Here is a 20,634-nt window from a genome sequence, read left to right as displayed (position 1 = left end):
CTAGAGGAGACTTTCCTCAATGATCATACGAAACCTCCTCCCTGGACAAGGTCTCCGACCGAAGGGTTTCGGTCACCAGATTATCCACGCCGGCCAACTGGGCGATGGCCGCATGGCGCGCGCAGAGCGGATCGCGGTGCTGGATGGCCGTGAGGATCGCCTTGTGCCTCGGAACCAGCAGACTCAGGGCGTCGTTGTCGAACATAGGTGCGGAGTTTTCGAGATAGTCGCGCACCGGCAGCAGCAGGACGCAGTAGAGGTGGATCAGCAGCTCGTTATGCGTCGCATTGGCGATGGCCATGTGGAAGTCCATGTCCGGCTGGGCCATGCCCATCAGGTCTTCCGCGAGCTCCATCCGGGCATAGGCCGCTTCGATGGTCGCGAGGTCTTCCGGGCGGGCATTGGCGGCGGCCATGGCCGCGACCTCCGGCTCGACGATGTTGCGCACCTTGATCAGGGTTTCATAGAAACTGTGCCGCGAATCGCTCTGCAGCAGCCAATGCAGGACGTCCGGGTCGAGCAGGTGCCACTCGTGGCGAGGCTTCACGACGGTGCCGACCTTGGGCTTGGATCTCACCAAGCCCTTGGCGACCAGCACTCGGGTGGCCTCCCGCAGGACGGGGCGGCTGACGTCGTAATCGGCGCACAGTTGAGCCTCTGGGGGCAGACGCTGCTCGGGCTGGAAGTGGCCTGAGACGATCTGGGTTCCCAGCTCATTGACGATGCGGGCGTGTCGGCTTTTACGCGGCAACGGGGTCTGGTAATTCATCGAAAGGCATCCGAATCATCGTGCCATCACTATAACACCATCAGCGCGATAACCGTTGTCGTGGAGGGCCGGACGGCTCTGGAATGGGGATTAGCGGATGTAAAGATGTGCGATATCCTAGTACGTAATTTTTTATTCATAGTACTAAAGTGAGGAAATGTCGCGATAAGCGGCATATGAAGTGTGCTTCCGGCATCATTGATATTACGTTAGGCTTTTCCGGTATCGCTCCCGCCGCACAACAACAACAAGTCGGAGAATGCCATGCGCCCTGAGTCCGTCCTCATCCGTCGGATCACCTCGAAGCTGATCCCCTTTCTCGTTCTGCTCTATCTCGTCGCCTACATCGACCGCTCTGCCGTGGGCTTCGCCAAGCTGCACATGGGCGCCGACGTCGGCATCGGCGACGCCGCCTATGGCCTCGGTGCCGGCCTGTTCTTTATCGGCTATTTCCTCTGCGAGGTGCCCAGCAACCTGCTGCTGGAGCGCTTCGGCGCCCGCCGCTGGTTCGCCCGCATCCTGGTGACCTGGGGTGCCATCACCATGGGCATGGCCTTCGTCCAGGGGCCCACCAGCTTCTATGTCATGCGCTTCCTGCTGGGGGTGGCCGAGGCCGGCTTCTTCCCCGGGGTGCTCTACTACCTCACCCAGTGGTTCCCGGTACGGCATCGCGGCAAGATCATGGGGCTGTTCATCCTCTCCCAACCCATCGCCATGCTGGTGACGGGACCGTTGTCGGGCGTGCTACTGCAACTGGATGGCGCCCTCGGGCTGCACGGCTGGCAGTGGCTGTTCCTCTGTATCGGCGCACCGGCAGTTCTGCTCGCCTGGCCGACCCTGACCCGCCTGCCGGATGGCCCGCAACAGGTCTCTTGGTTGAATGCGGAGGAGAAGCGCTGGTTGGCGGCGGAGTTGGAAAAGGACCTGCACCTCTTCGACCAGACCCGCCATGGCAATCCGCTACACGCCCTCAAGGACCGCCGGGTGCTGCTCTTGGCGCTCTACTACCTGCCGGTAACCCTGAGCATCTATGGCCTGGGGCTGTGGCTGCCGACATTGATCCACCAGTTCGGGGGCAGCGATCTGACCACCGGCTTCGTCTCCGCCATTCCCTATGCCTTTGGCATCCTCGGCCTGCTGATCGTGCCGCGCAGTTCGGATCGCCTGGGTGATCGCTACGGGCACCTGGCGGCGCTATACGCGGTGGGCGCCCTGGCCATGGCCGGTAGCGCCTGGTTCGGCAGCGCGGTGCTGCAACTGGCGGCGCTGTCGGTCGTGGCCTTCTGCCTGTTTTCCCTCACCGCGCTGTTCTGGACCCTGCCCGGACGCTTCTTCGCCGGGGCCAGCGCTGCAGCCGGCATCGCCCTGATCAATTCGGTGGGCAACCTCGGCGGCTATCTAGGCCCCTATGGCATCGGCGCGCTCAAGGCGGCTACCGGTACCCTGGCCTCGGGGCTCTATCTGCTGGCCGGGGTGCTGGTGTTCGGCCTGCTGCTGACCGGGCTGGTCTATACCGGGCTCGAACGCAGGAGTCGTCGCGAAGAAGGTTATGCCGCGGAGCGCTCCGCCGGCTGACGGCCCGGGCAGGTCTCGGCGGCGAACCAGGCGGCGCCGAGGCAGACCAGGTTGGCCACCAGCAGGTAGGCGGCCGGCGCCATGCGATCCCCGGTGGCGCCGAGCAGCCAGGTCACCACGATCTGGGCGGTGCCGCCGAAGGCCGCTACCCCCACCGCATAGACCAGCGAGAAGCCCGTCGCCCGCACTCGTTGTGGAAAGCTCTCCACCAGCAGCACGATCAGCGCGGCGCCGCTCATGCCGTGCAGGCCGGAGAGCACCGCCAGGGTCAGCAGGAAGGTACCCGGCCCGGGTGCATGGATGATCAGCTCCAGCGCCGGATAGAGCAGCACCAGCAACAGCAGACGCGGCAGGATCAGGATGATGCGCCGACCATAGCGATCGCTGAGGATGCCCCCCAGGATCGAGCAGACCGCCATGGCCGCGCCCATCACCAGGGTGGCGAGCATGGCGATGTCGGCGGGCAGCTTGAGTTCGACCAGGGCGAAGGTGGTCATGTAGTTGAGGAAGTACTGGGTGATGGTGCTGCCAGAGAGGATCAGCAGACCCAGCAACAGTGGCCGGCGCTGGGTGGTCATCACTTCGCGCAGCACCGCAACTGTCCCACGCGTCTCGCCCGCGTGGGTATCCACCAGGCCGCGGCGGATATAGAGGCCGATGGGCAGAATCACCAGGCCGAGCAGGAAGGGCAGGCGCCAGCCCCAGGCCTGCAGTTGTTCGGGCGTCAGCCAGAGGGTCAGACCGTAGCCGATCAGGCCGGCCGCCACCGCCGCCAGGCCCTGGGCCACTACCTGCCAGCAGGCGTAGGTCCCTCTTTTGTGCAGCGGCGCCGCTTCGAGGATGTAGGTGGTGGCCGGTCCCGCTTCGCCGCCCCAGGCCAGGCCCTGCAGTAGGCGGGTCACTACCAGCAGGATGGGCGCGGCGATGCCGATCTGCTCGTACCCTGGCAGCACGGCGATGCCGCCGGTGCCCAGGGCCATCAGCACCATGGTCAGCAGCATCGCCGGCTTGCGCCCGACGCGATCGGCCCAGGCGCCGATGAGGATGGCGCCCAGCGGCCGCACGACGAAGCCGACGCCGAAGGTGATGACGCTGGCCATCAGGCTGGCAAAGGCGTTTTCCGAGGGAAAGAACACCTGGCCGATGAGCACGGCGAAGGTGGCGTAGACGCCGAAGTCAAAGAACTCCACGGCGTTGCCGAGCACCACGGCGAAGACGCCCTTGCGGGAGTGGGTAGGGCGGGAAGCGTTCATGGGCGGCAGTTCAGCAGAGCAGGGCGCGCCCGGTAACGGGCGCGCGAAAGACGTCGACTCAGTGGGCGAGGTGCAGGCCGCACTCGCGATTCTCTTCACCCTTGGTGGGGTCGAAGTAGTCGAATTCGTTGGGCAGGTCGTGGGCGGTGAGGTACTGGTAGAGGTCCTTGGAGGTCCAGTGCAGTAGCGGCGCGACCTTGATCAGACCGTCCGGATTGACGCTGACCGGGTCCATCTGGGCGCGCACGGCGGTGTCGGTGGCACGCAGGGCGGTGAACCAGACCTCGGGCGCCGTCTCGCGCAGGGCGCGGGCGAAGGGTTCCAGCTTGACCTCTTCGGTGAAGGCGGCGTGGCGCGGATCGTCCAGCCCCGGGACCGGGCCGTCGATGGCCTCGCGGTGGGCGCGCGAGCGCTTGGGCAGGTAGGTCACCAGGTTGAGATTCAGCTTGCGCACGATCTCATCGGCGCAGCGGTAGGTGGCTGGGGTGTTGTAGCCGCTGTCCATCCAGACCACCGGGATGTCCGGCTTGACCTGGCTGACCAGGTGCAGGATCACCGCCTCGAAGGGCCGGAAGTTGGTGGTGACGATGGCGCTTTTGCCCAGGCCCAGGGCCCAGGCAACGAGTTTTTCGGGGTCGCGGCCGAGGTCGGCGTTGACGCGGGCGAGATCGAGGGACATGGCGGGCTCCAGGCAGGGAGAAGATGACGCCATGGTAACAAAGCCCGATCAGCTGTGGGCTTCCAGCGTCTCCAGCAGCACCCGTACCTTGGCCAGGGACTCGGCGTATTCGTCTTCCCAGTGGGAATCCATGACGATGCCACCGCCGCCCCAGCAACTAAGCATGCCGTCTTCGGCCAGCAGGCTGCGGATGAGGATGGAGCTGTCGCTCTCGCCGCGCACGTCCAGGTAGAGCAGCGAGCCGCAGTAGGGACCGCGGCGGGTCTCTTCCAGCTCGTCGATGATCTGCATGGCGCGGATCTTCGGCGCCCCGGTGATGGAGCCACCGGGAAAGCTGCCGGCCAGCAGGTCCAGGGCGTCCAGGCCCTTGGCCAATTCGCCGGTGACGGCGCTGACCAGATGGTGGACGTTGGGATAGCTCTCCAGGGCGAACAGCTCGGGCACCCGCACCGAGCCGATGCGGCAACTGCGCCCCAGGTCGTTGCGCAGCAGATCGACGATCATCAGATTCTCGGCGCGATCCTTGGGGCTGGCCAGCAGCGCCTCTGCTTCGGCGGCATCGGCGGCGGGATCGCTGCGCCGCGGCCGGGTGCCCTTGATCGGCCGGGTTTCCACCTGGCCACGGCTGACCCGCAGGAAGCGTTCGGGCGAATGGCTGAGCAGGGCGCCGCGGTCCAGCGCCAGATAGCCGGAGAAGGGCGTCGGGCAGGCCGCGCGCAAGGCGAGATAGGCGGTCCAGGGCGAACCCTGGAAGGGCGCGCGAAAGCGCTGGGCGAAGTTGACCTGGTAGCAGTCGCCGGCGGCGATATAGGCCTGGATGGCTTCGATGCGCTGGCGATAGGTGTCGCGGTCTATGTCGGCGGCGAAGGGCGCAGTGAGGCTGAAAGCAGCGGTCGCCGGCGTTTCCTCAGCGTCGAACAGGGCAATCAGTCGCTGACGTTCCGCTGCGTCCAGCGCCGGATGGCAGACCAGCTGACTGGTCCCTGCCTGGTGATCGGTGATCAGCGCCCAGGCATAGAGCCCCAGGCAGGCGTCGGGCAATTGTAGATCGGCGCGGGCACCCTCGGGCAGTCTTTCCAGGCGCCGCCCGAAGTCGTAGCCGAGATAGCCCAGCAGGCCACCAGCGAAGGGCAGCTCCGTACCCTCTGGTAATTCCGCCCGACCCAGGCTGGCCAGGGCGGCACGCGCCCGGGCGAAGAAGGCGCGGCCCTCCTCGCCGGCTGCCGGTTGCAGCTCTTCCAGCGGCCAGGCTGCCATGAGGTCATAGCGACCGCGCTCCGCTACCGGCCGTCCAGAGTCCAGCAGCACCGCCCCCGGCTCGCCGTGCAGCAGGGCGAAACGCGCCGTGGGCTCGGCGTGGTAGGGCAGCGGATGCAGGTAGCAGAGGGGCATGGCGAGGTCGGCTGGGGAGGACGGCGCGCTAGTTTAGCGAACCGCTGGGAGGGCGGGGGAGATACAGACTGTCACAGCTGGATTGTCGACAAAGATTGACTGATAAGGCGTTCAGGCGTAGTTATTCGGCCTATAAACACAAAAGGTGTCGACAATGATCGATAGCCCTCTCTTGGCGGAAGCGCCCGAGACCGAAAGCGGGACCCTCTCCGAGCAGGTCTTCCGGCGCATCCGCGAGGCCATCGTCCGCGGTGATGTGGCGCCGGGTAGCAAGATCTCCGAACCCGAGCTGGCCCGTACCTACGGCATCAGTCGCGGTCCGCTGCGCGAGGCCATCCACCGCCTGGAAGGTCAACGGCTGGTGGTGCGGGTGCCCCATGCCGGCGCCCGGGTCGCCGCCCTGAGCCTCGCCGAGCTGGTCGAACTCTACGAAATCCGCGAATCCCTCGAAGGCATGGCCTGCCGCCTGGCGGCCGAACGCCTAACGCCCCAGGGCATCGATGAATTGCGCCAGCTGCTGGATACCCACGAGCGCGACCCGGCGTTCCAGGCCGGTACCGGCTATTACCTGCAGGAAGGCGATCACGACTTCCACTACCGCATCATCCAGGCCAGCGGCAACGGCATGCTGGTGCGGCTGCTGTGCGGCGAGCTCTACCACCTGGTGCGCATGTACCGACTCAAGGTCTCCGCCACTCCCAATCGGCCGCGCCAGGCCTTCGCCGAGCACCATCGCATCCTCGATGCCCTGGCCGAGGGCGATGGCGAGTTGGCCGAGCTGCTGATGCGTCGCCACATCGCCGCGTCCAAGCGCAATCTGCAGCACCACCCCCTAGTCCAAGCTCAGTCGAGGTAACGCCATGCCTGCCGTCAGTCCCGGTCAGAAATTCCGTGCCGCCGTCGCCGCCGAACGTCCGTTGCAGGTGGTCGGCACCCTCAACGCCAACCATGCGCTGCTGGCCAAGCGCGCTGGCTTCCAGGCCATCTACCTGTCTGGCGGCGGGGTCGCGGCCGGTTCCCTGGGCCTGCCGGACCTGGGCATCAGCGGCCTGGAAGACGTGCTGATCGACGTGCGTCGGATCACCGATGTCTGCGACCTGCCGCTGCTGGTGGATGTCGACACCGGCTTCGGCGCCTCGGCCTTCAACGTGGCCCGCACCGTCCGCTCGCTGATCAAGGCCGGCGCGGCGGCTATGCATATCGAGGATCAGGTGGGCGCCAAGCGCTGCGGCCACCGGCCGGGCAAGGAGATCGTCAGCCAGCAGGAGATGGTGGATCGCATCAAGGCCGCGGTGGACGCCCGTACCGATCCCGACTTCGTCATCATGGCCCGCACCGACGCCCTGGCGGTGGAGGGCCTGCAGGCCGCCATCGACCGCGCCTGCGCCTGCGTCGAGGCCGGCGCCGACATGATCTTTCCCGAGGCCATGACCGAGCTGCCCATGTACCGCCAGTTCGCCCAGGCGGTGGGGGTGCCGATCCTGGCCAACATCACCGAATTCGGCGCCACGCCGCTGTTCACCACCGAGGAGCTGGCTGGGGCCGAGGTCAGTCTGGTGCTCTATCCGCTGTCGGCCTTCCGCGCCGCCAACCGCGCTGCCGAGAACGTCTACACGGCGATCCGCCGCGACGGTACCCAGCAGGCGGTGGTCGACACCATGCAGACCCGCGCCGAGCTCTACGACCGCATCGACTATCACCGTTATGAAGACCAGCTGGATCGCCTGTTCCAGCAGAAACACTGACGCCCCACCCTGAACGCCCGCTTTTTCGCATAACAACTCCAAGAGGAGCGAGACGATGGCAGACAGCAAAACCCTCGGCGGCGCCGGCCTGCGTGGTCAGGTCGCCGGCCGCACCGCGCTTTGCACCGTCGGCAAGACCGGCGCCGGCCTCACCTACCGGGGCTACGACATCCGTGAACTGGCCGCCGAGGCCGACTTCGAGGAAGTCGCCCACCTGTTGCTCTATGGCGAGCTGCCCACCCAGGCGCAACTGGACGCCTACCGCCAGCGCCTGGCCGCGCTGCGCGACCTGCCACAGCCACTCAAGGAAGGCCTGGAGCGCATTCCCGCCAGCGCCCACCCCATGGATGTGATGCGCACCGGCGCTTCGCTGTTGGGCACCCTGGAGCCGGAGCGCAGCTTCGCCGACCAGCAGCTGGTGGCCGACCGCCTGCTCGGCGCCTTCCCGGCGATCCTGCTCTACTGGCACCACTTCAGCCAGAGCGGCACCCGCATCGAGTGCAGCAGCGACGCCCCGGACATCGCCAGCCACTTCCTCACCCTGCTGCACGGCAAGGCGCCCAGCGAGTTGCACGCCCGGGTGCTGAACGTCTCGCTGATCCTCTATGCCGAGCACGAGTTCAACGCCTCCACCTTTACCGCCCGGGTTTGCGCCTCGACGCTGTCGGATCTCTATTCCTGCGTCACCGGCGCCATCGGCTCCCTGCGCGGGCCACTGCACGGCGGCGCCAACGAGGCGGCCATGGCGCTGATCGAACGCTTCGCCTCACCGGAGGAGGCGGTCACCGGCCTCAAGCAGATGCTCGAACGCAAGGAAAAGGTGATGGGCTTCGGCCACGCCATCTACCGCGACAGCGATCCGCGCAACGAGGTGATCAAGGACTACGCCCGGCAGCTGGCGGCGGAGGTGGGCGACAGCGTGCTGTTCCCGGTCTCGGAAGCCATCGACCGCACCATGAAGGAAGAGAAGGGGTTGTTTCCCAACGCCGACTTCTACCATGCCTCGGCCTACCACTTCCTCGGTATTCCGACGCCGCTGTTCACCCCGATCTTCGTCTGCTCGCGCACGGCCGGCTGGTGTGCCCACGTCTTCGAGCAGCGCGCCGACAACCGCATCATTCGGCCCAGCGCGGATTACATCGGGGTCGAGCAGCGACCGTTCACGCCCATCGCCAATCGATGAATGTTTGATCGCGGCCATGGGCCGCTCCTACAGGAGCGATCCATGACCAAACTTGTAGGAGCGGCCCGTGGCCGCGATAAGGAACCAAAACCCATGAGCGCCAACGTCGATCTCAACAACCGGCCCGATTACGACCAGGTCATCCAGGACCTGGCCGATTACGTGCTGACCTACCAGGTGACCTCCCGCGAGGCCCTGGACACCGCCCGCAACTGCCTGATGGACACCCTCGGCTGCGGCCTGCTGTCCCTGAGATTCCCCGAGTGCACCAAGCTGCTCGGGCCCCAGGTGGAGGGTACCGTGGTCCCCCAGGGCGCGCGGGTGCCGGGTACCAGCTATCGCCTGGATCCGGTCAAGGCGGCCTGGGACATCGGCTGCATCATTCGCTGGCTGGACTACAACGACACCTGGCTGGCCGCCGAGTGGGGCCATCCTTCCGACAACCTCGGCGCCATCCTGGCGGTGGCCGACCACCTCTCCCAGCGCCGCGTGGCCCAGGGCGAGGCGCCCCTGACCATGCGCGAGGTGCTGGAGGCCATGGTCATGGCCCACGAGATCCAGGGGGTGTTCGCCCTGGAGAACTCCTTCAACCGCGTCGGCCTGGACCACGTCTTCCTGGTCAAGCTGGCCTCCACCGCGGTCAGCGCCAAGCTGATGGGCGCCAATCGCGAACAGCTGCTCGCGGCCCTGTCCCACGCCTTCGTCGATGGCCAGGCGCTGCGCACCTATCGCCATGCGCCCAACGCCGGCAGCCGCAAGTCCTGGGCCGCCGGTGACGCCTCCAGCCGCGGCGTACGCCTGGCCGACATCGCCCTGCGCGGCGAGATGGGTATTCCCGGCGTGCTCAGCGCGCCCCAGTGGGGCTTCTACGACGTGCTGTTCAGCCACACCAACAAGGACCTGGCCACCAAGCCGGCCGACCAGCGCCAGTTCCGCTTTCCCCAGGGCTTCGGCAGCTACGTGATGGAAAACGTGCTGTTCAAGATCAGCTTCCCGGCGGAATTCCATGCCCAGACCGCCGCCGAAGCCGCGGTGCTCCTGCACCCCCAGGTGCGCGACCGCGTCGATCAGATCGAGAAGATCGTGGTGACCACCCACGAATCGGCCATCCGCATCATCTCTAAGCAGGGGCCCATGGCCAATGCCGCCGACCGCGACCACTGCCTGCAATACATGATCGCCGTGCCGCTGCTGTTCGGCGACCTGATCGCCGAACACTACGAGGACGCCTTCCACCAGGCCCATCCGCGTATCGATCAACTGCGCGAGAAGATGGAGATCGTCGAGGACGAGCGCTACAGCCGCGAATACCTGGAAGCCGATAAGAGATCCATCGCCAACGCCCTGCAGGTGTTCTTCACCGACGGCAGCAGCACCGAGAAGATCGCCGTGGAATATCCCATCGGCCATCGCCGGCGCCGCGAAGAGGGCATTCCGCTGCTGGAGCGCAAGTTCCAGAACAACCTGGCCACGCGCTTCCCGGCCGGTCGCTGTGCCCAGATCTTCGACCTCTGCAAGGACCAGGCAGGGTTGGAGGCCACCCCGGTGCACCGCTTCGTCGATCTCTTCGTGCTGTAAATAGAAGAGGCGACTCGCTCGATCCTGGAGGGCCATCCGGGATCAGGCGAGTCGCCTCGAAGGTGGGGCAGGGCGCGGCGGGTGTTCAACTACCTGCCGCGCCCTTTTTCATTGCTAGTAGTAGCGATCCACATAGGCCGGCTGCTGCTGCCGGCCGGCCAGGCGCCAGTGCTCCTGCAGGGCGGCGTGGACGCTCCTGATGAAGTTGTCGTCCGCGGCCGCCGACTTGCCAACGTAGCCGCCACCCTTGTTGTAGGTCTTGAAGCGGATGCGCAGGCTGGGATGGCGCTCCTCGAATTGCTCGGGCGTCTCGCCGCCGGGCAGGCGGTCGACGTGTACCGCGCCGCTCTCGCAGACCCAGAGGATGTGGTTGTGGTTCTTGTCCTTGAGCCGGGCGAACAGCTGCTTGAGATCGTCCAGGCTGGGGTTGTCGTTCAGGTTCATGAGCGTGTCCTCCACAGTGGCCGTGATCAATGGAACTGGTTCATGGTGTTGTCCTTACCGGCCGCCTTGAGCGCGGCTTCCCCGGCAAAGTATTCCTTGTGGTCATCGCCCATGTCCGAGCCGGCCATGTTCTGGTGCTTGACGCAGGCGATGCCCTGGCGGATCTCCTGGCGCTGCACGCCCTTGACGTAGGCCAGCATGCCTTCCTCGGCGAAGTAGCCCTTAGCCAGGTTGTCGGTGGACAGCGCCGCGGTGTGGTAGGTGGGCAGGGTGATCAGGTGGTGGAAGATGCCCGCCTCCCGGGCCGCATCGCGCTGGAAGCTCTGGATGCGCGCATCGGCCAGGCGACCCAGTTCGGTGTCGTCGTAGTCCACGCTCATCAGCTTGGCGCGGTCGTAGCCGGAGACATCCTTGCCCTCGGCCTGCAGGGCGTCGAACACCTGCTGGCGGAAGCTCAGGGTCCAATTGAAGGAGGGGCTGTTGTTGTAGACCAGCTTGGCGTTGGGCACGACTTCGCGGATGCGGTCGACCATGGCCTTGATCTGGCCGACGTGGGGCTTCTCGGTCTCGATCCACAGTAGGTCGGCGCCGTTCTGCAGCGAGGTGATGCAGTCCAGCACTACGCGATCCACGCCGCTGCCGGCACGGAACTGGAACAGGCCGCTGGCCAGGCGCTTGGGCCTAAGCAGCTTGCCGCCGCGGCTGATCAGCACATCACCGTTGCCCAGTTGGCTGGCGTCCACCTCGTCGCAGTCGAGGAAGCTGTTGTACTGGTCACCCAGGTCGCCCGGCTGCTTGCTCACGGCGATCTGCTTGGTCAGGCCGGCGCCCAGGGAGTCGGTACGGGCGACGATGACGCCCTCGTCCACGCCCAGTTCGAGGAAGGCGTAGCGCACGGCGTTGATCTTGGCCAGGAAGTCCTCGTGGGGCACGGTGACCTTGCCGTCCTGGTGGCCGCACTGCTTCTCGTCGGAGACCTGGTTTTCCAGCTGGATGCAGCAGGCCCCGGCTTCGATCATCTTCTTGGCCAAGAGGTAGGTGGCCTCGGCGTTGCCGAAACCGGCGTCGATGTCGGCGATGATCGGCACCACATGGGTCTCGTAATTATCGATCTTGGCCTGGATGGCGGCGGCCTTGGCGTTCTCGTCGGCGGCGCGGGCGGCGTCCAGCTCGCGGAACAGCATGCCCAGCTCGCGGGCATCGGCCTGGCGCAGGAAGGTGTAGAGCTCTTCGATCAGCGCCGGCACGCTGGTCTTCTCGTGCATGGATTGGTCCGGCAGCGGGCCGAATTCCGAGCGCAGCGCGGCGATCATCCAGCCGGACAGATAGAGGTAGCGGCCTTGAGTGCTGCCCAGGTGCTTCTTGATGGCGATCAGCTTCTGCTGGCCGATGAAGCCGTGCCAGCAGCCCAGGGACTGGGTGTAGGCGCTGCTGTCGGCGTCGTAGGCGGCCATGTCCCGGCGCATGATGGCCGCGCAGTGGCGGGCGATGTCGAGGCCGGTCTTGAAGCGATTCTGCAAGCGCATCCGCGCGGCGTATTCCGGATTGATGGCGCTCCAGTGATTGCCGGCAGTGGTCTTGAGGGCGGCGATGGCCTGAACGTCGTTCTCGTAAGCGGACATGAGTCGATCCTTTCGATGAGGTTGGCTTGGGTACCAGTCTTTTCCCAACGCCTGGCCGCGGGGTGGCGGTTGCCACCTGGCTGCCAGTCGCGAAGACGAGAGGTCTACCCAGCTGTCGAGTCATGTCGCCGTGCGTACCTGCATGGATCCGGACGTCACCTCTGGCGACGCTGCCTCGAGCAGCGTGGCATTCCAGTCGTCTTCTCTTGTAGTGCCTCTTGAGCATCACTACGCAAGACGGCCCGAGGGTCACCCGGAGCCCAGGCGCGACCCGCATGGATAGGGGGTTCGCGTCCGGTGCACCTAGAGATTTGCAGGAGATCGAGGCGTCGTCAATCGAGTTTTGTAGTGCTTTCGTATAGTCACTACAAAAGTCGTAGGCCGCTCCAAGAGTGGGTTTCGGGCGTCTATTGCTGACTCGTGGGTCGCGACACAGGCCAAAAGAGGGCCGCAAGCCACGGCGTTGGCCGTGACCCTACGGTCAGAGGAGGGGTATTTCCTTCACCGCCGGTGCTGTGCGCCGGTCGCTATCGCCAGGTGCGCGAGGCAGGCGACTGGCCGGTCGATGCCGACGAACGGTCATGGCGGCGGATGCTGCCGGTGAAGGTGTTCACTTAGAGAGTGATGTGCGATACACCAACGAGGACTAGACGTCGTCGGGCTGGCCATGCTCGGCGAACAGCTCCGCGCCGGTCAGCTGGCGAGTCTGGTTGGCGAAGCAGTACCAGGCCGGCTTCTCTTCGATGAAGACCTCGCTGGCCAGGGTCCAGTCCTCGCCTTCGAGCAGGCCCACTGGAATGGCGTAATGCGGCTCGGCCTTGAGGCGGTAGAAGAGATGGGTACCGCAATGGATGCAGAAGCCGCGCTCCGCCCAGTCTGACGAGGCATGGATGCCAAGGGCATCGCCGCCGCCGATCACGGGAGGCTGGGCGCATTCCACCGCGAGCAGCGGACCGCCGCCCCAGCGGCGACAGGTCTGGCAATGGCAGGCGGATACGTCGGTGTTGTCGAGACGACAATCGAGCTGGACGGCGCCGCACAGGCACTGGCCGTGACGTTCGAGGAGAAGGGACAAGGCGCTATCCTCACGAGGGCAGGGGAGTCTGCAGGATAGCCGGGAACGCGGGCGGAGGGAGAAACGACGCTCCCGCACGGCGCGGGAGCGTCCGCGGGATCAATCCTCGCGGCTGGTGACTTCCACCAGGTGGTAACCGAACTGGGTCTTCACCGGACCCTGCACCTGATGCAGCGGGGCGCTGAATACCACGGTGTCGAATTCCTTGACCATCTGGCCCGGGCGGAAGGTACCCAGGTCACCGCCCTGGCGGCTGGAGGGGCAGCTGGAGTTGTCCTTGGCCACCTGGGCGAAGTCGGCGCCCCCTTCGATGGCGGCTTTGAGTTCGTTGCACTTGGCTTCGCTGGAAACCAGGATGTGGCGGGCAGAGGCTTTGGCCATGGGATGACTCCTATTGAATTGACCGGCGAGCCTAACCCAATCACCTCTGCAAGCAAACTGCCATCCGTTCCTCGGTTGGCGAGACGTCGGGCTTGCGCCTCGGGATCAGGCCGGGTACACAGCGCTTCCCTGTTCCTTGATCGGCTCGTGCATGTCTCGTTTGCTCGTTATTTCCCTATCGCTCACCACTGGCCTGCTGGCCAATACCGTCCTGGCGGCCACACCGGAGGAGGCGCGGCTGGTCGGTCTCATCAATGCCTATCGCGCCGCGCCCCAGGGCTGTGCTGGCGCTCGCGCCGCTGCACCCTTGGCCGCGGACAACCGCCTGGCAGCCGTCCGCCTGACCGGTCGCGACCGCCTGCAGAGCGACCTGCGCGCCGCGGGTTATCAGGCCGCGGCGGTGCAGGTGATCATGCTGGCCGGTGCGCCCACCGCCCAGGCGGCCATGGCCGGTTTGCGCCAGCAGTATTGCCGGCCGCTGACCAGCGCCGACTATGCCCAGATCGGCGTGAGCCAGCAGGGACCGCGTTGGCAACTGGTGTTGGCGCGGCCGGTGGTGAGTGCCGGCCTGGGCGACTGGCAGGCCGCCGGTAAGGCCGTGCTGGCCGAGGTCAATCGCGTCCGGGCCCAGGGGCGCACCTGCGGTACCCGCCGCTTTGCCGCGACTGCACCGCTGCGTTGGAATCCGGCGCTGGCCAATGCTGCCCTGGCGCACAGCCAGGACATGGCCAGCCGCGACTACTTTTCCCATACCGCGCCGGGTGGCGCCACCGTGGCCGAGCGCGTAGCCAAGCAAGGCTACGGCTGGACCCGCATCGGCGAAAACATCGCCGCGGGCGCCGGCTCGGTAGCCCAGGCCATGCAGGGCTGGCTGGCCAGCCCCGGTCACTGTGCCAACCTGATGAACCCGGAATTCACCGAGATGGGCGCGGCCTACGCGCTCAATCCGCGCAGCACCCATAGTCTCTACTGGACCCAGGTGTTCGGTCGGCCGCGCTAGGTTCAGGCCTGGTACTCGGCTATCTCGATCAGATTGAGATCCGGATCGCGCACATAGACCGAACGGATCGGCCCCGTGGCACCGGTACGGTCCACCGGGCCTTCCACGATCGGCCAGCCTTCGCGCTGCAAATGGGCGATGACCGCGTCGAGCGGCTGGGAGGCGATGAAGCAGAGATCCAGCGCGCCCGGCACCGGCAGGTGCGCCTTGGGTTCGAATTCCCGGCCGCGCTCGTGCAGGTTGATCTTCTGGTTGCCATACCTCAGCGCCTTGCGTCCTTGGCCGAACACCTCCAGGCGCATGCCCAGCACCCGGGTGTAGAAATCCTCGCAGGCGGCGAGGTCCACGGTGGTCAGGACCAGGTGATCCAGGTGGTCGATCAGCATGATGACGATCTCCGTGACAGGACTGGCCTTGCACTGTGCCAGTCCCGCGCGTGTTCGGCCATCGCTTGCCTGGAGCCGGCTTGGCTGTCGGCCTTGGCCCGGCTGGACGTCTTCGACCTTCCCTAGCGTCTCGTGCTGGTCAGTTGCGGGGTCAGGAAGGACTGGCGGAAATATTCGCGGAAGGCCTGCATCGCGGGCGTCAGCTCACGCTCCCGGTGCCAGGCCAGGCCCACGCTCATCGAGGGGACCGGGTCGAGCAGGCTCAGCGTCTCGATGCGTTTACCTTCCAGCGACCAGGGCCGGTAGACCAGGTCGGACAGGATGGCGACGCCAGAGCCATTGGCGACCATGCTGCGGACGGCTTCCACTGAGCTGGTGCGCAGGATCACCTGGGGCTCCTGTCTGCTGGCCCGCCAGTAACGCATCGAGGACTCACCGGCTTCGTCGACCGTGAGCATGATGTACGGCTGAGCGGCGACATCGGCCAGGCCCACCGCGGGTTGCTCAACCAGCGGATGACGCGCTGGCAGCCAGAGCCGGCGCGTCGAGCTGAAAAGGGTTTCCGCGGCGATCTGCGGCTCGGTCAGGTTGCCGGTAAGCACTACGGCCATGTCGTAGCGGCCGTCGAGCAGCCCCTTCTCGATATCCACCCGTTCCCGTTCGTGTAGGTGCATGTGCAGGTCCGGATACCACTGCGCCAGGCGTTGCAGGTGGTGCGGCAGGAAATAGCCCATCACGGTGTAACTGGCGGCCACGTTCAAGCTGCCGTTGAACTGGGTGTCTGGCAATGGACTGTTCAGCGCGTCGTCGACGCTGCGCAGGATCGAATAGGCGTGGTTGAGGAAGTGCCGGCCGTTATCGGTCAGCGTCATGCCCTGAGCCGTGCGTGTGAACAAGGCGGCGCCGAGCAGTTGCTCCAGATCCTGGATCGCGCTGGTGATCGCCGATTGCGAGATGTGCAGATTCGCCGCCGCTTGGGAAATCTGTCCGAGCTCGGCGGTGGCGACGAAGTAACGCACCTGACGCAGGGTGAAGGCCATGGGACTGCTCGGGTAGGTATCGATTTTTCAGAAACTACTCTATCGGATAATAAATCTACCCAATACTACCCCTGCGACTTAACGTCACTGCACTGACCTTGCACCTTCGAAGAAAGAGGCCACGCGGTGATGAAAACAGTCGATCTCAATTCCGACATGGGTGAAGGTTTCGGCCCCTGGACCGCCGGCGATGGCGTGGATGAGGCGATCATGCCGCTGATCAGCAGTGCCAACATCGCCACCGGTTTCCACGCCGGTGATCCGAACATCATGCGTCGTACCGTCGAGCGGGCCCTCGAACTCGGCGTAGGCATCGGTGCCCACCCCGGCTTCCGTGACCTGGTCGGCTTCGGCCGCCGCTACATCGACGCGCCCATCACCGAGCTGATCAACGACATGCTCTACCAGCTCGGCGCCCTGCGTGAATTCGCTCGCCTGCATGGCGCGGCGCTGCAGCACATCAAGCCTCACGGCGCCTTGTACATGCACCTGGCGCGAGACGAGCGGGCCGCCCACGAATTCGTCGAGACACTGCAGCGGGTCGATCCGCAGCTCCTGCTGTTCTGCATGCCTGGCTCGGCCATCTGGCGCGTCGCCCAGGCGTTGGGTCAGCCGACGGTGCGCGAGTTCTACGCCGATCGCGATTACGACAACAGCGGCTCCATCGTCTTCATCCGCCGAGTCAAGGCGCTCGATCCGCAGGAGGTTGCCGCCAAGGTGCTGCGGGCCTGCCAGGAGGGATGCGTGCACACGGTCGAGGGTGCCGATGTCGAAATCGCCTTCGATTCGATCTGTATCCACAGCGACACCCCCGGCGCGCTGGCGCTGGTCCAGGCTACCCGAGCGGCCCTGCAGGACGCTGGCATCACCATCAAGGCGCCGCGCTGAGCGCCCCCCCGCACGACGGGACCCCTTGTTGAATCTGCCCTCCACACATTCGAATAATGAGGAACAGCCATGGCCGAACATAATGTGCAGTCGCCCTTGCCGGGCACCTTCTACCGCAAGCCGACGCCGGATGCCCCGGTCTATGTGGAGGTGGGCCAGGGGGTCGAGCCTGGCAGTGTGATCGGGCTGATCGAGGTGATGAAGCAGTTCTCCGAAGTGCTCGCCGAGCGTGCCGGTACCCTGCAGGCCTTCTTGGTGGAAGACGGCGATCCGGTCGAGCCGGGACAGGCCCTAGCGACCATCAGCGTCGACGCGTGAGGGCCGGAACATGCTGAAGAAACTGCTGATCGCCAATCGTGGCGAGATCGCCGTGCGTATCGTCCGCGCGGCGCGAGCCCTGGGGATTCCTACCGTAGCGGCCTGCAGCGAAGCGGATGCCGATTCACTGGCGGCGCGCCAGGCCGACGAAGTAAGGATCATCGGTCCGGCCCGGGCCGACCGCAGCTACCTCAATGCCGAGGCCTTGCTACAGGCGGCGCGGGATACCGGGGCGGACTCGATCCACCCCGGCTATGGCTTCCTCTCCGAGAACGCCGCCTTCGCTCAGACGGTGGTCGATGCCGGACTGATCTTCGTCGGCCCGGATGCGCAGACCATCCGCCGCATGGGCGACAAGGCCGAGGCGCGGCGTACCGCAATGGAGGCCGGTGTGCCGGTGGTGCCGGGCTCGCCGGGTGAGCTGGAGGACCTCGAGTCGGCATTGCGCTGTGCGCAGGAGGTCGGCTATCCGTTGTTGATCAAGGCTTCCGCCGGTGGTGGCGGGCGTGGCATCCGCATCGCCCAGGATGCCGATGAACTGCTCCGCGAATTTCCGGTTGCTCAGCGCGAGGCGCAGGCGGCGTTCGGCTCCGGTGCGGTGTATCTGGAGCGCTTCATCCACCGGGCGCGACACATCGAAGTACAGATTCTCGGTGATGGCGAGCGTGTCGTGCACCTGTTCGAACGCGAGTGTTCGCTGCAGCGTCGCCGGCAGAAGGTCTTCGAGGAAGCACCCTCGGCCGTGCTGAATGAAGGCCAGCGCGAAGCCCTCTGCGCGAGTGCGGTACGCCTGGCGCAGGGCCTGGGGTATCGCGGTGCCGGCACCCTGGAATACCTGTTCGATGAGCACAGCGGCGAATTCTTCTTCATCGAGATGAATACGCGCATTCAGGTCGAGCACCCCGTCAGCGAGATGATCACCGGCATCGATTTGGTGCAGGCCATGCTGCGCATCGCCGGTGGCGAGCCCCTGACGCTGCGCCAGGATGCCATCCGTTTACAGGGCGCGGCACTGGAGATGCGCATCAATGCCGAGGATCCGGCGCGCAACTTCTTTCCCTGTCCGGGCGTTGTGGAAAGTCTGGGTTGGCCGCAGGGCGAGGGCGTGCGCGTGGACAGCCACCTGTATCCCGGCTATCGCGTGCCGCCATACTACGACTCGCTGCTGGCGAAGATCATCGTCTACGGCCGGGATCGCGCGGAAGCCTTCGCCCGAGCCCGGCAGGCGTTGGCGGACACCGAGCTGACGGGCATGGCGACCACCCTGTCGCTGCACCGCTGGCTGCTGGCCGATGCACGCATTCAGGCGGCGCAGTTCGATACCGGTACCTTGGAAACCTGGCTGGCCGAGCGTTCGGCCACCGCGGAGGTGTGAGATGCATGAGCAGATCCGTTACAGCTTCGGCGGCGACGAGCACCTGTTCGCCGAGGTCGCCGAGTCCATGTCGTTGGCGGCGTTCTTTCGTGGCATGGCCGTTACCCGCGCGATCGAGCAGCAGCGGATTCCCGGTGTGCTGGACGTCTGCCTGGCCAACGCCTCGTTCCAGGTACGTTTCAATCCCGACCTGATCGCTCCGCAGGCGCTGCTCGACCGGGTGCGTGACCTGGAAGCGCTGGCCACCACCGAGCGGCGTATCCAGACACGGATCATCGAGATCCCGGTGCTGTACAACGACCCCTGGACCCACGAGACGCTGATGCGCTTCCGTGACCGCCATCAGGACCCGGCCGCCACCGACCTGGAATACGCGACGCGGATCAACGGCTACCGGGACACCCAGGCGTTCATCGAGGCGCACAGCGGCACGCCGTGGTTCGTCTCCATGGTCGGCTTCGTCGCCGGCCTGCCGTTCATGTACCAGATGGTCGAGCGCGAGCGGCAGTTGCAGGTGCCCAAGTACCTGCGGCCGCGCACCGACACGCCGAAACTGACCCTCGGTCACGGCGGCTGCTTCGGTTGCATCTACTCGGTACGGGGCGCTGGCGGCTACCAGATGTTCGGCGTCACCCCGGCGCCGATCTACGACCCGCAGCAGCGCCTGGACTACCTGAAGGAGTCGATGGTGTTCTTCCGCGCCGGCGACATCGTGCAGTTCAAGCCCATTGAGCGTGCCGAGTACGACCAGGCGATCGCCGCCGTGGAGGCGGGTAGTTTCGCGTTGCGTATCCGTCCGGTCGAGTTCGACCTCGACGCTTTCCTCAACGATCCCCAGGGCTGCACGCAGCGCCTGCAGGAGGTGCTTCATGTCGCTTAAGGTGCTCAAGCCCGGACTTGCGACCTCGGTGCAGGATGGCGGCCGCGAGGGTTACTACCACTTGGGCATCCCGCCGTCCGGGGCGCTCGACCAATACGCGTTGCACGCCGCCAACCTGCTCGTGGGCAATCCGGCCACCGCGGCGGTGCTCGAATGCACGCTGCTCGGCCCGCAGTTCGAATTCCAGCGCGACGCGCTGGTGGCGATCTGCGGCGCGGCCATGACCCCGCGCCTGGAGGGCGCCGAGATGCCGCTGGACACCGCCTTCCGGGTGCGTGCCGGGCAGGTGCTGGGCTTCGACTTCATCAAGGCGGGCGCCCGCGGCTATATCGCCATCGACGGCGGCATTGCCGTGCCGCCAGTGCTGGACAGCCGCTCGACCTACGGCCTGGGGGCCATCGGCGGGTTCAACGGTCGGCGCCTCCAGGCCGGCGACGAGTTGCCGCTGGGCGAACCGAGCGGACGCGGGCGCGAAGGCCTGGGGTTGCCGCGTTCGCTGCAGATCGACGTCGGCGGTGAGGTCAGTCTGCGGGTGCTGCCCGGCCTTTATCACCATCGCCTGACGGCGCAGGCCGCTGAGCAATTCTTCGCCGACACCTGGATCGTCGGTTCCGAGGCGGATCGCACCGGCTACCGCTTCAAGGGGGGCACCCCTCTGGCGTTCGAGCCGCGCGAGCAGCCGTTCGGCGCCGGCTCCGATCCGTCGAACATCGTCGACGCCTGTTATCCGATCGGCTCGATCCAGGTGCCCGGCGGGCTGGAGCCAATCATCCTGCACCGCGATGCGGTATCCGGCGGCGGCTACGCCACCATCGGTACGGTGATCAGCCCGGATCTCAACCGCATGGCCCAGATGCAACCCAACCAGAAGGCCCGCTTCGTCGCCATCACTCTGGAGGAGGCCCTGGCGGCGCGCCGTCGCTACAACCAACAACTCGAAAAACTACATCGCTTCTTTCTTGCCTAGCCAGTAAAACGCCGCGGCGGTACGACACCGGGTGGTGCCCCCGAGGGCGCCCCTTGGTGTCCTGCTGCCGCTCGCCAACCCTTA

The 20,634-nt window shown here is 65.9% G+C and carries 21 protein-coding genes; 11 read left to right on the top strand and 10 right to left on the bottom strand.

Translation table 11 applies throughout. The annotated features are described in order from the left end of the window. Positions 1–16: 16 nt before the first annotated feature. A complete protein-coding gene (locus tag QZ471_RS05720; protein ID WP_295461656.1) occupies positions 17–769 on the bottom strand; it encodes a FadR/GntR family transcriptional regulator in 753 nt (250 codons plus the stop codon). Between the two features lie 264 nt (positions 770–1,033). On the opposite strand from QZ471_RS05720, the gene QZ471_RS05715 reads away from it, so the two are divergent. Beyond that, entirely contained in the window at positions 1,034–2,344 is a 1,311-nt protein-coding gene (locus QZ471_RS05715; protein ID WP_295461654.1) for an MFS transporter, read from the top strand. On the opposite strand, the gene QZ471_RS05710 is transcribed toward QZ471_RS05715, so the two are convergent. The 3 genes from QZ471_RS05710 to pabB are packed head-to-tail and all read right to left on the bottom strand — an operon-like array spanning position 2,317 to position 5,668. Next, on the bottom strand, positions 2,317–3,597 hold the full coding sequence (locus QZ471_RS05710) for an MFS transporter (protein ID WP_295461652.1): 1,281 nt from the start codon (positions 3,595–3,597) through the stop codon (positions 2,317–2,319). The two genes, QZ471_RS05715 and QZ471_RS05710, sit on opposite strands and share 28 nt — an antisense overlap. A gap of 58 nt (positions 3,598–3,655) precedes the next feature. Continuing rightward, entirely contained in the window at positions 3,656–4,276 is a 621-nt protein-coding gene (locus tag QZ471_RS05705; protein ID WP_295461650.1) for a phosphoadenosine phosphosulfate reductase family protein, read from the bottom strand. Positions 4,277–4,324: 48 nt separating this feature from the next. Beyond that, positions 4,325–5,668: an aminodeoxychorismate synthase component I gene (gene pabB, locus QZ471_RS05700; RefSeq protein WP_295461648.1), complete on the bottom strand. Its 1,344-nt coding sequence runs from the start codon at positions 5,666–5,668 to the stop codon at positions 4,325–4,327. 154 nt (positions 5,669–5,822) lie between these two features. Between pabB and QZ471_RS05695 the strand changes: the two genes are divergently transcribed. The 4 genes from QZ471_RS05695 (at position 5,823) to prpD (ending at position 10,174) form a co-directional block, all read left to right on the top strand. Continuing rightward, a complete protein-coding gene (locus QZ471_RS05695; RefSeq protein ID WP_295461646.1) occupies positions 5,823–6,524 on the top strand; it encodes a GntR family transcriptional regulator in 702 nt (233 codons plus the stop codon). A 4-nt stretch (positions 6,525–6,528) separates the two neighbouring features. Then, the gene (gene prpB, locus QZ471_RS05690; protein ID WP_295461644.1) at positions 6,529–7,413 is read left to right on the top strand and encodes a methylisocitrate lyase; all 885 of its coding nucleotides are present in this window, start codon (positions 6,529–6,531) and stop codon (positions 7,411–7,413) included. Between the two features lie 55 nt (positions 7,414–7,468). Beyond that, positions 7,469–8,596 (top strand): 2-methylcitrate synthase, encoded by a 1,128-nt coding sequence (gene prpC, locus QZ471_RS05685; protein WP_295461643.1) that lies wholly within the window; start codon positions 7,469–7,471, stop codon positions 8,594–8,596. 93 nt (positions 8,597–8,689) lie between these two features. Next, complete coding sequence (gene prpD / locus QZ471_RS05680; protein ID WP_295461641.1) at positions 8,690–10,174, top strand: 2-methylcitrate dehydratase; 1,485 nt, start codon at positions 8,690–8,692, stop codon at positions 10,172–10,174. A gap of 114 nt (positions 10,175–10,288) precedes the next feature. On the opposite strand, the gene QZ471_RS05675 is transcribed toward prpD, so the two are convergent. The 4 genes from QZ471_RS05675 to QZ471_RS05660 form a co-directional block, all read right to left on the bottom strand. Further along, entirely contained in the window at positions 10,289–10,618 is a 330-nt protein-coding gene (locus tag QZ471_RS05675; RefSeq protein WP_058764486.1) for a hypothetical protein, read from the bottom strand. Between the two features lie 26 nt (positions 10,619–10,644). After that, positions 10,645–12,240: an isocitrate lyase gene (locus QZ471_RS05670; RefSeq protein WP_295461639.1), complete on the bottom strand. Its 1,596-nt coding sequence runs from the start codon at positions 12,238–12,240 to the stop codon at positions 10,645–10,647. 646 nt (positions 12,241–12,886) lie between these two features. After that, entirely contained in the window at positions 12,887–13,315 is a 429-nt protein-coding gene (locus QZ471_RS05665; RefSeq protein WP_295461638.1) for a GFA family protein, read from the bottom strand. Between the two features lie 99 nt (positions 13,316–13,414). After that, a complete protein-coding gene (locus QZ471_RS05660) occupies positions 13,415–13,696 on the bottom strand; it encodes a peptidylprolyl isomerase (protein ID WP_007160531.1) in 282 nt (93 codons plus the stop codon). 151 nt (positions 13,697–13,847) lie between these two features. On the opposite strand from QZ471_RS05660, the gene QZ471_RS05655 reads away from it, so the two are divergent. Next, positions 13,848–14,696 carry a CAP domain-containing protein gene (locus tag QZ471_RS05655; protein WP_295461634.1) on the top strand — a complete coding sequence of 283 codons (849 nt, stop codon included), beginning with the start codon at positions 13,848–13,850 and terminating at the stop codon, positions 14,694–14,696. A 2-nt stretch (positions 14,697–14,698) separates the two neighbouring features. Here QZ471_RS05655 and QZ471_RS05650 read toward each other — a convergent pair whose 3' ends face one another. Both QZ471_RS05650 and QZ471_RS05645 read right to left on the bottom strand, forming a co-directional pair. After that, positions 14,699–15,079, bottom strand: coding sequence for a VOC family protein (locus QZ471_RS05650; protein ID WP_295462176.1), 381 nt, complete (start codon positions 15,077–15,079; stop codon positions 14,699–14,701). Between the two features lie 125 nt (positions 15,080–15,204). Further along, complete coding sequence (locus QZ471_RS05645) at positions 15,205–16,122, bottom strand: LysR family transcriptional regulator (RefSeq protein ID WP_295461632.1); 918 nt, start codon at positions 16,120–16,122, stop codon at positions 15,205–15,207. Between the two features lie 129 nt (positions 16,123–16,251). On the opposite strand from QZ471_RS05645, the gene QZ471_RS05640 reads away from it, so the two are divergent. The 5 genes from QZ471_RS05640 (at position 16,252) to QZ471_RS05620 (ending at position 20,550) form a co-directional block, all read left to right on the top strand. Continuing rightward, a complete protein-coding gene (locus QZ471_RS05640; RefSeq protein WP_295461631.1) occupies positions 16,252–17,010 on the top strand; it encodes a 5-oxoprolinase subunit PxpA in 759 nt (252 codons plus the stop codon). A gap of 69 nt (positions 17,011–17,079) precedes the next feature. Beyond that, positions 17,080–17,328, top strand: coding sequence for an acetyl-CoA carboxylase (locus QZ471_RS05635; RefSeq protein ID WP_295461629.1), 249 nt, complete (start codon positions 17,080–17,082; stop codon positions 17,326–17,328). A 10-nt stretch (positions 17,329–17,338) separates the two neighbouring features. Beyond that, complete coding sequence (locus tag QZ471_RS05630) at positions 17,339–18,703, top strand: acetyl-CoA carboxylase biotin carboxylase subunit (RefSeq protein ID WP_295461626.1); 1,365 nt, start codon at positions 17,339–17,341, stop codon at positions 18,701–18,703. A gap of 1 nt (position 18,704) precedes the next feature. Then, the gene (locus QZ471_RS05625; protein ID WP_295461624.1) at positions 18,705–19,583 is read left to right on the top strand and encodes an allophanate hydrolase subunit 1; all 879 of its coding nucleotides are present in this window, start codon (positions 18,705–18,707) and stop codon (positions 19,581–19,583) included. Then, positions 19,573–20,550, top strand: a complete 978-nt coding sequence (locus QZ471_RS05620) for a biotin-dependent carboxyltransferase family protein (RefSeq protein WP_295461623.1) — start codon at positions 19,573–19,575, stop codon at positions 20,548–20,550. The genes QZ471_RS05625 and QZ471_RS05620 overlap by 11 nt, the downstream gene beginning before the upstream one ends. Positions 20,551–20,634 lie beyond the last annotated feature (84 nt).

The sequence above is a fragment of the uncultured Pseudomonas sp. genome (genome assembly GCF_913774235.1).
GTDB lineage: Bacteria > Pseudomonadota > Gammaproteobacteria > Pseudomonadales > Pseudomonadaceae > Chryseomonas.
Note: the sequence above shows the minus strand (reverse complement) of the source record. Positions and strands in the feature narration are given on the sequence as shown.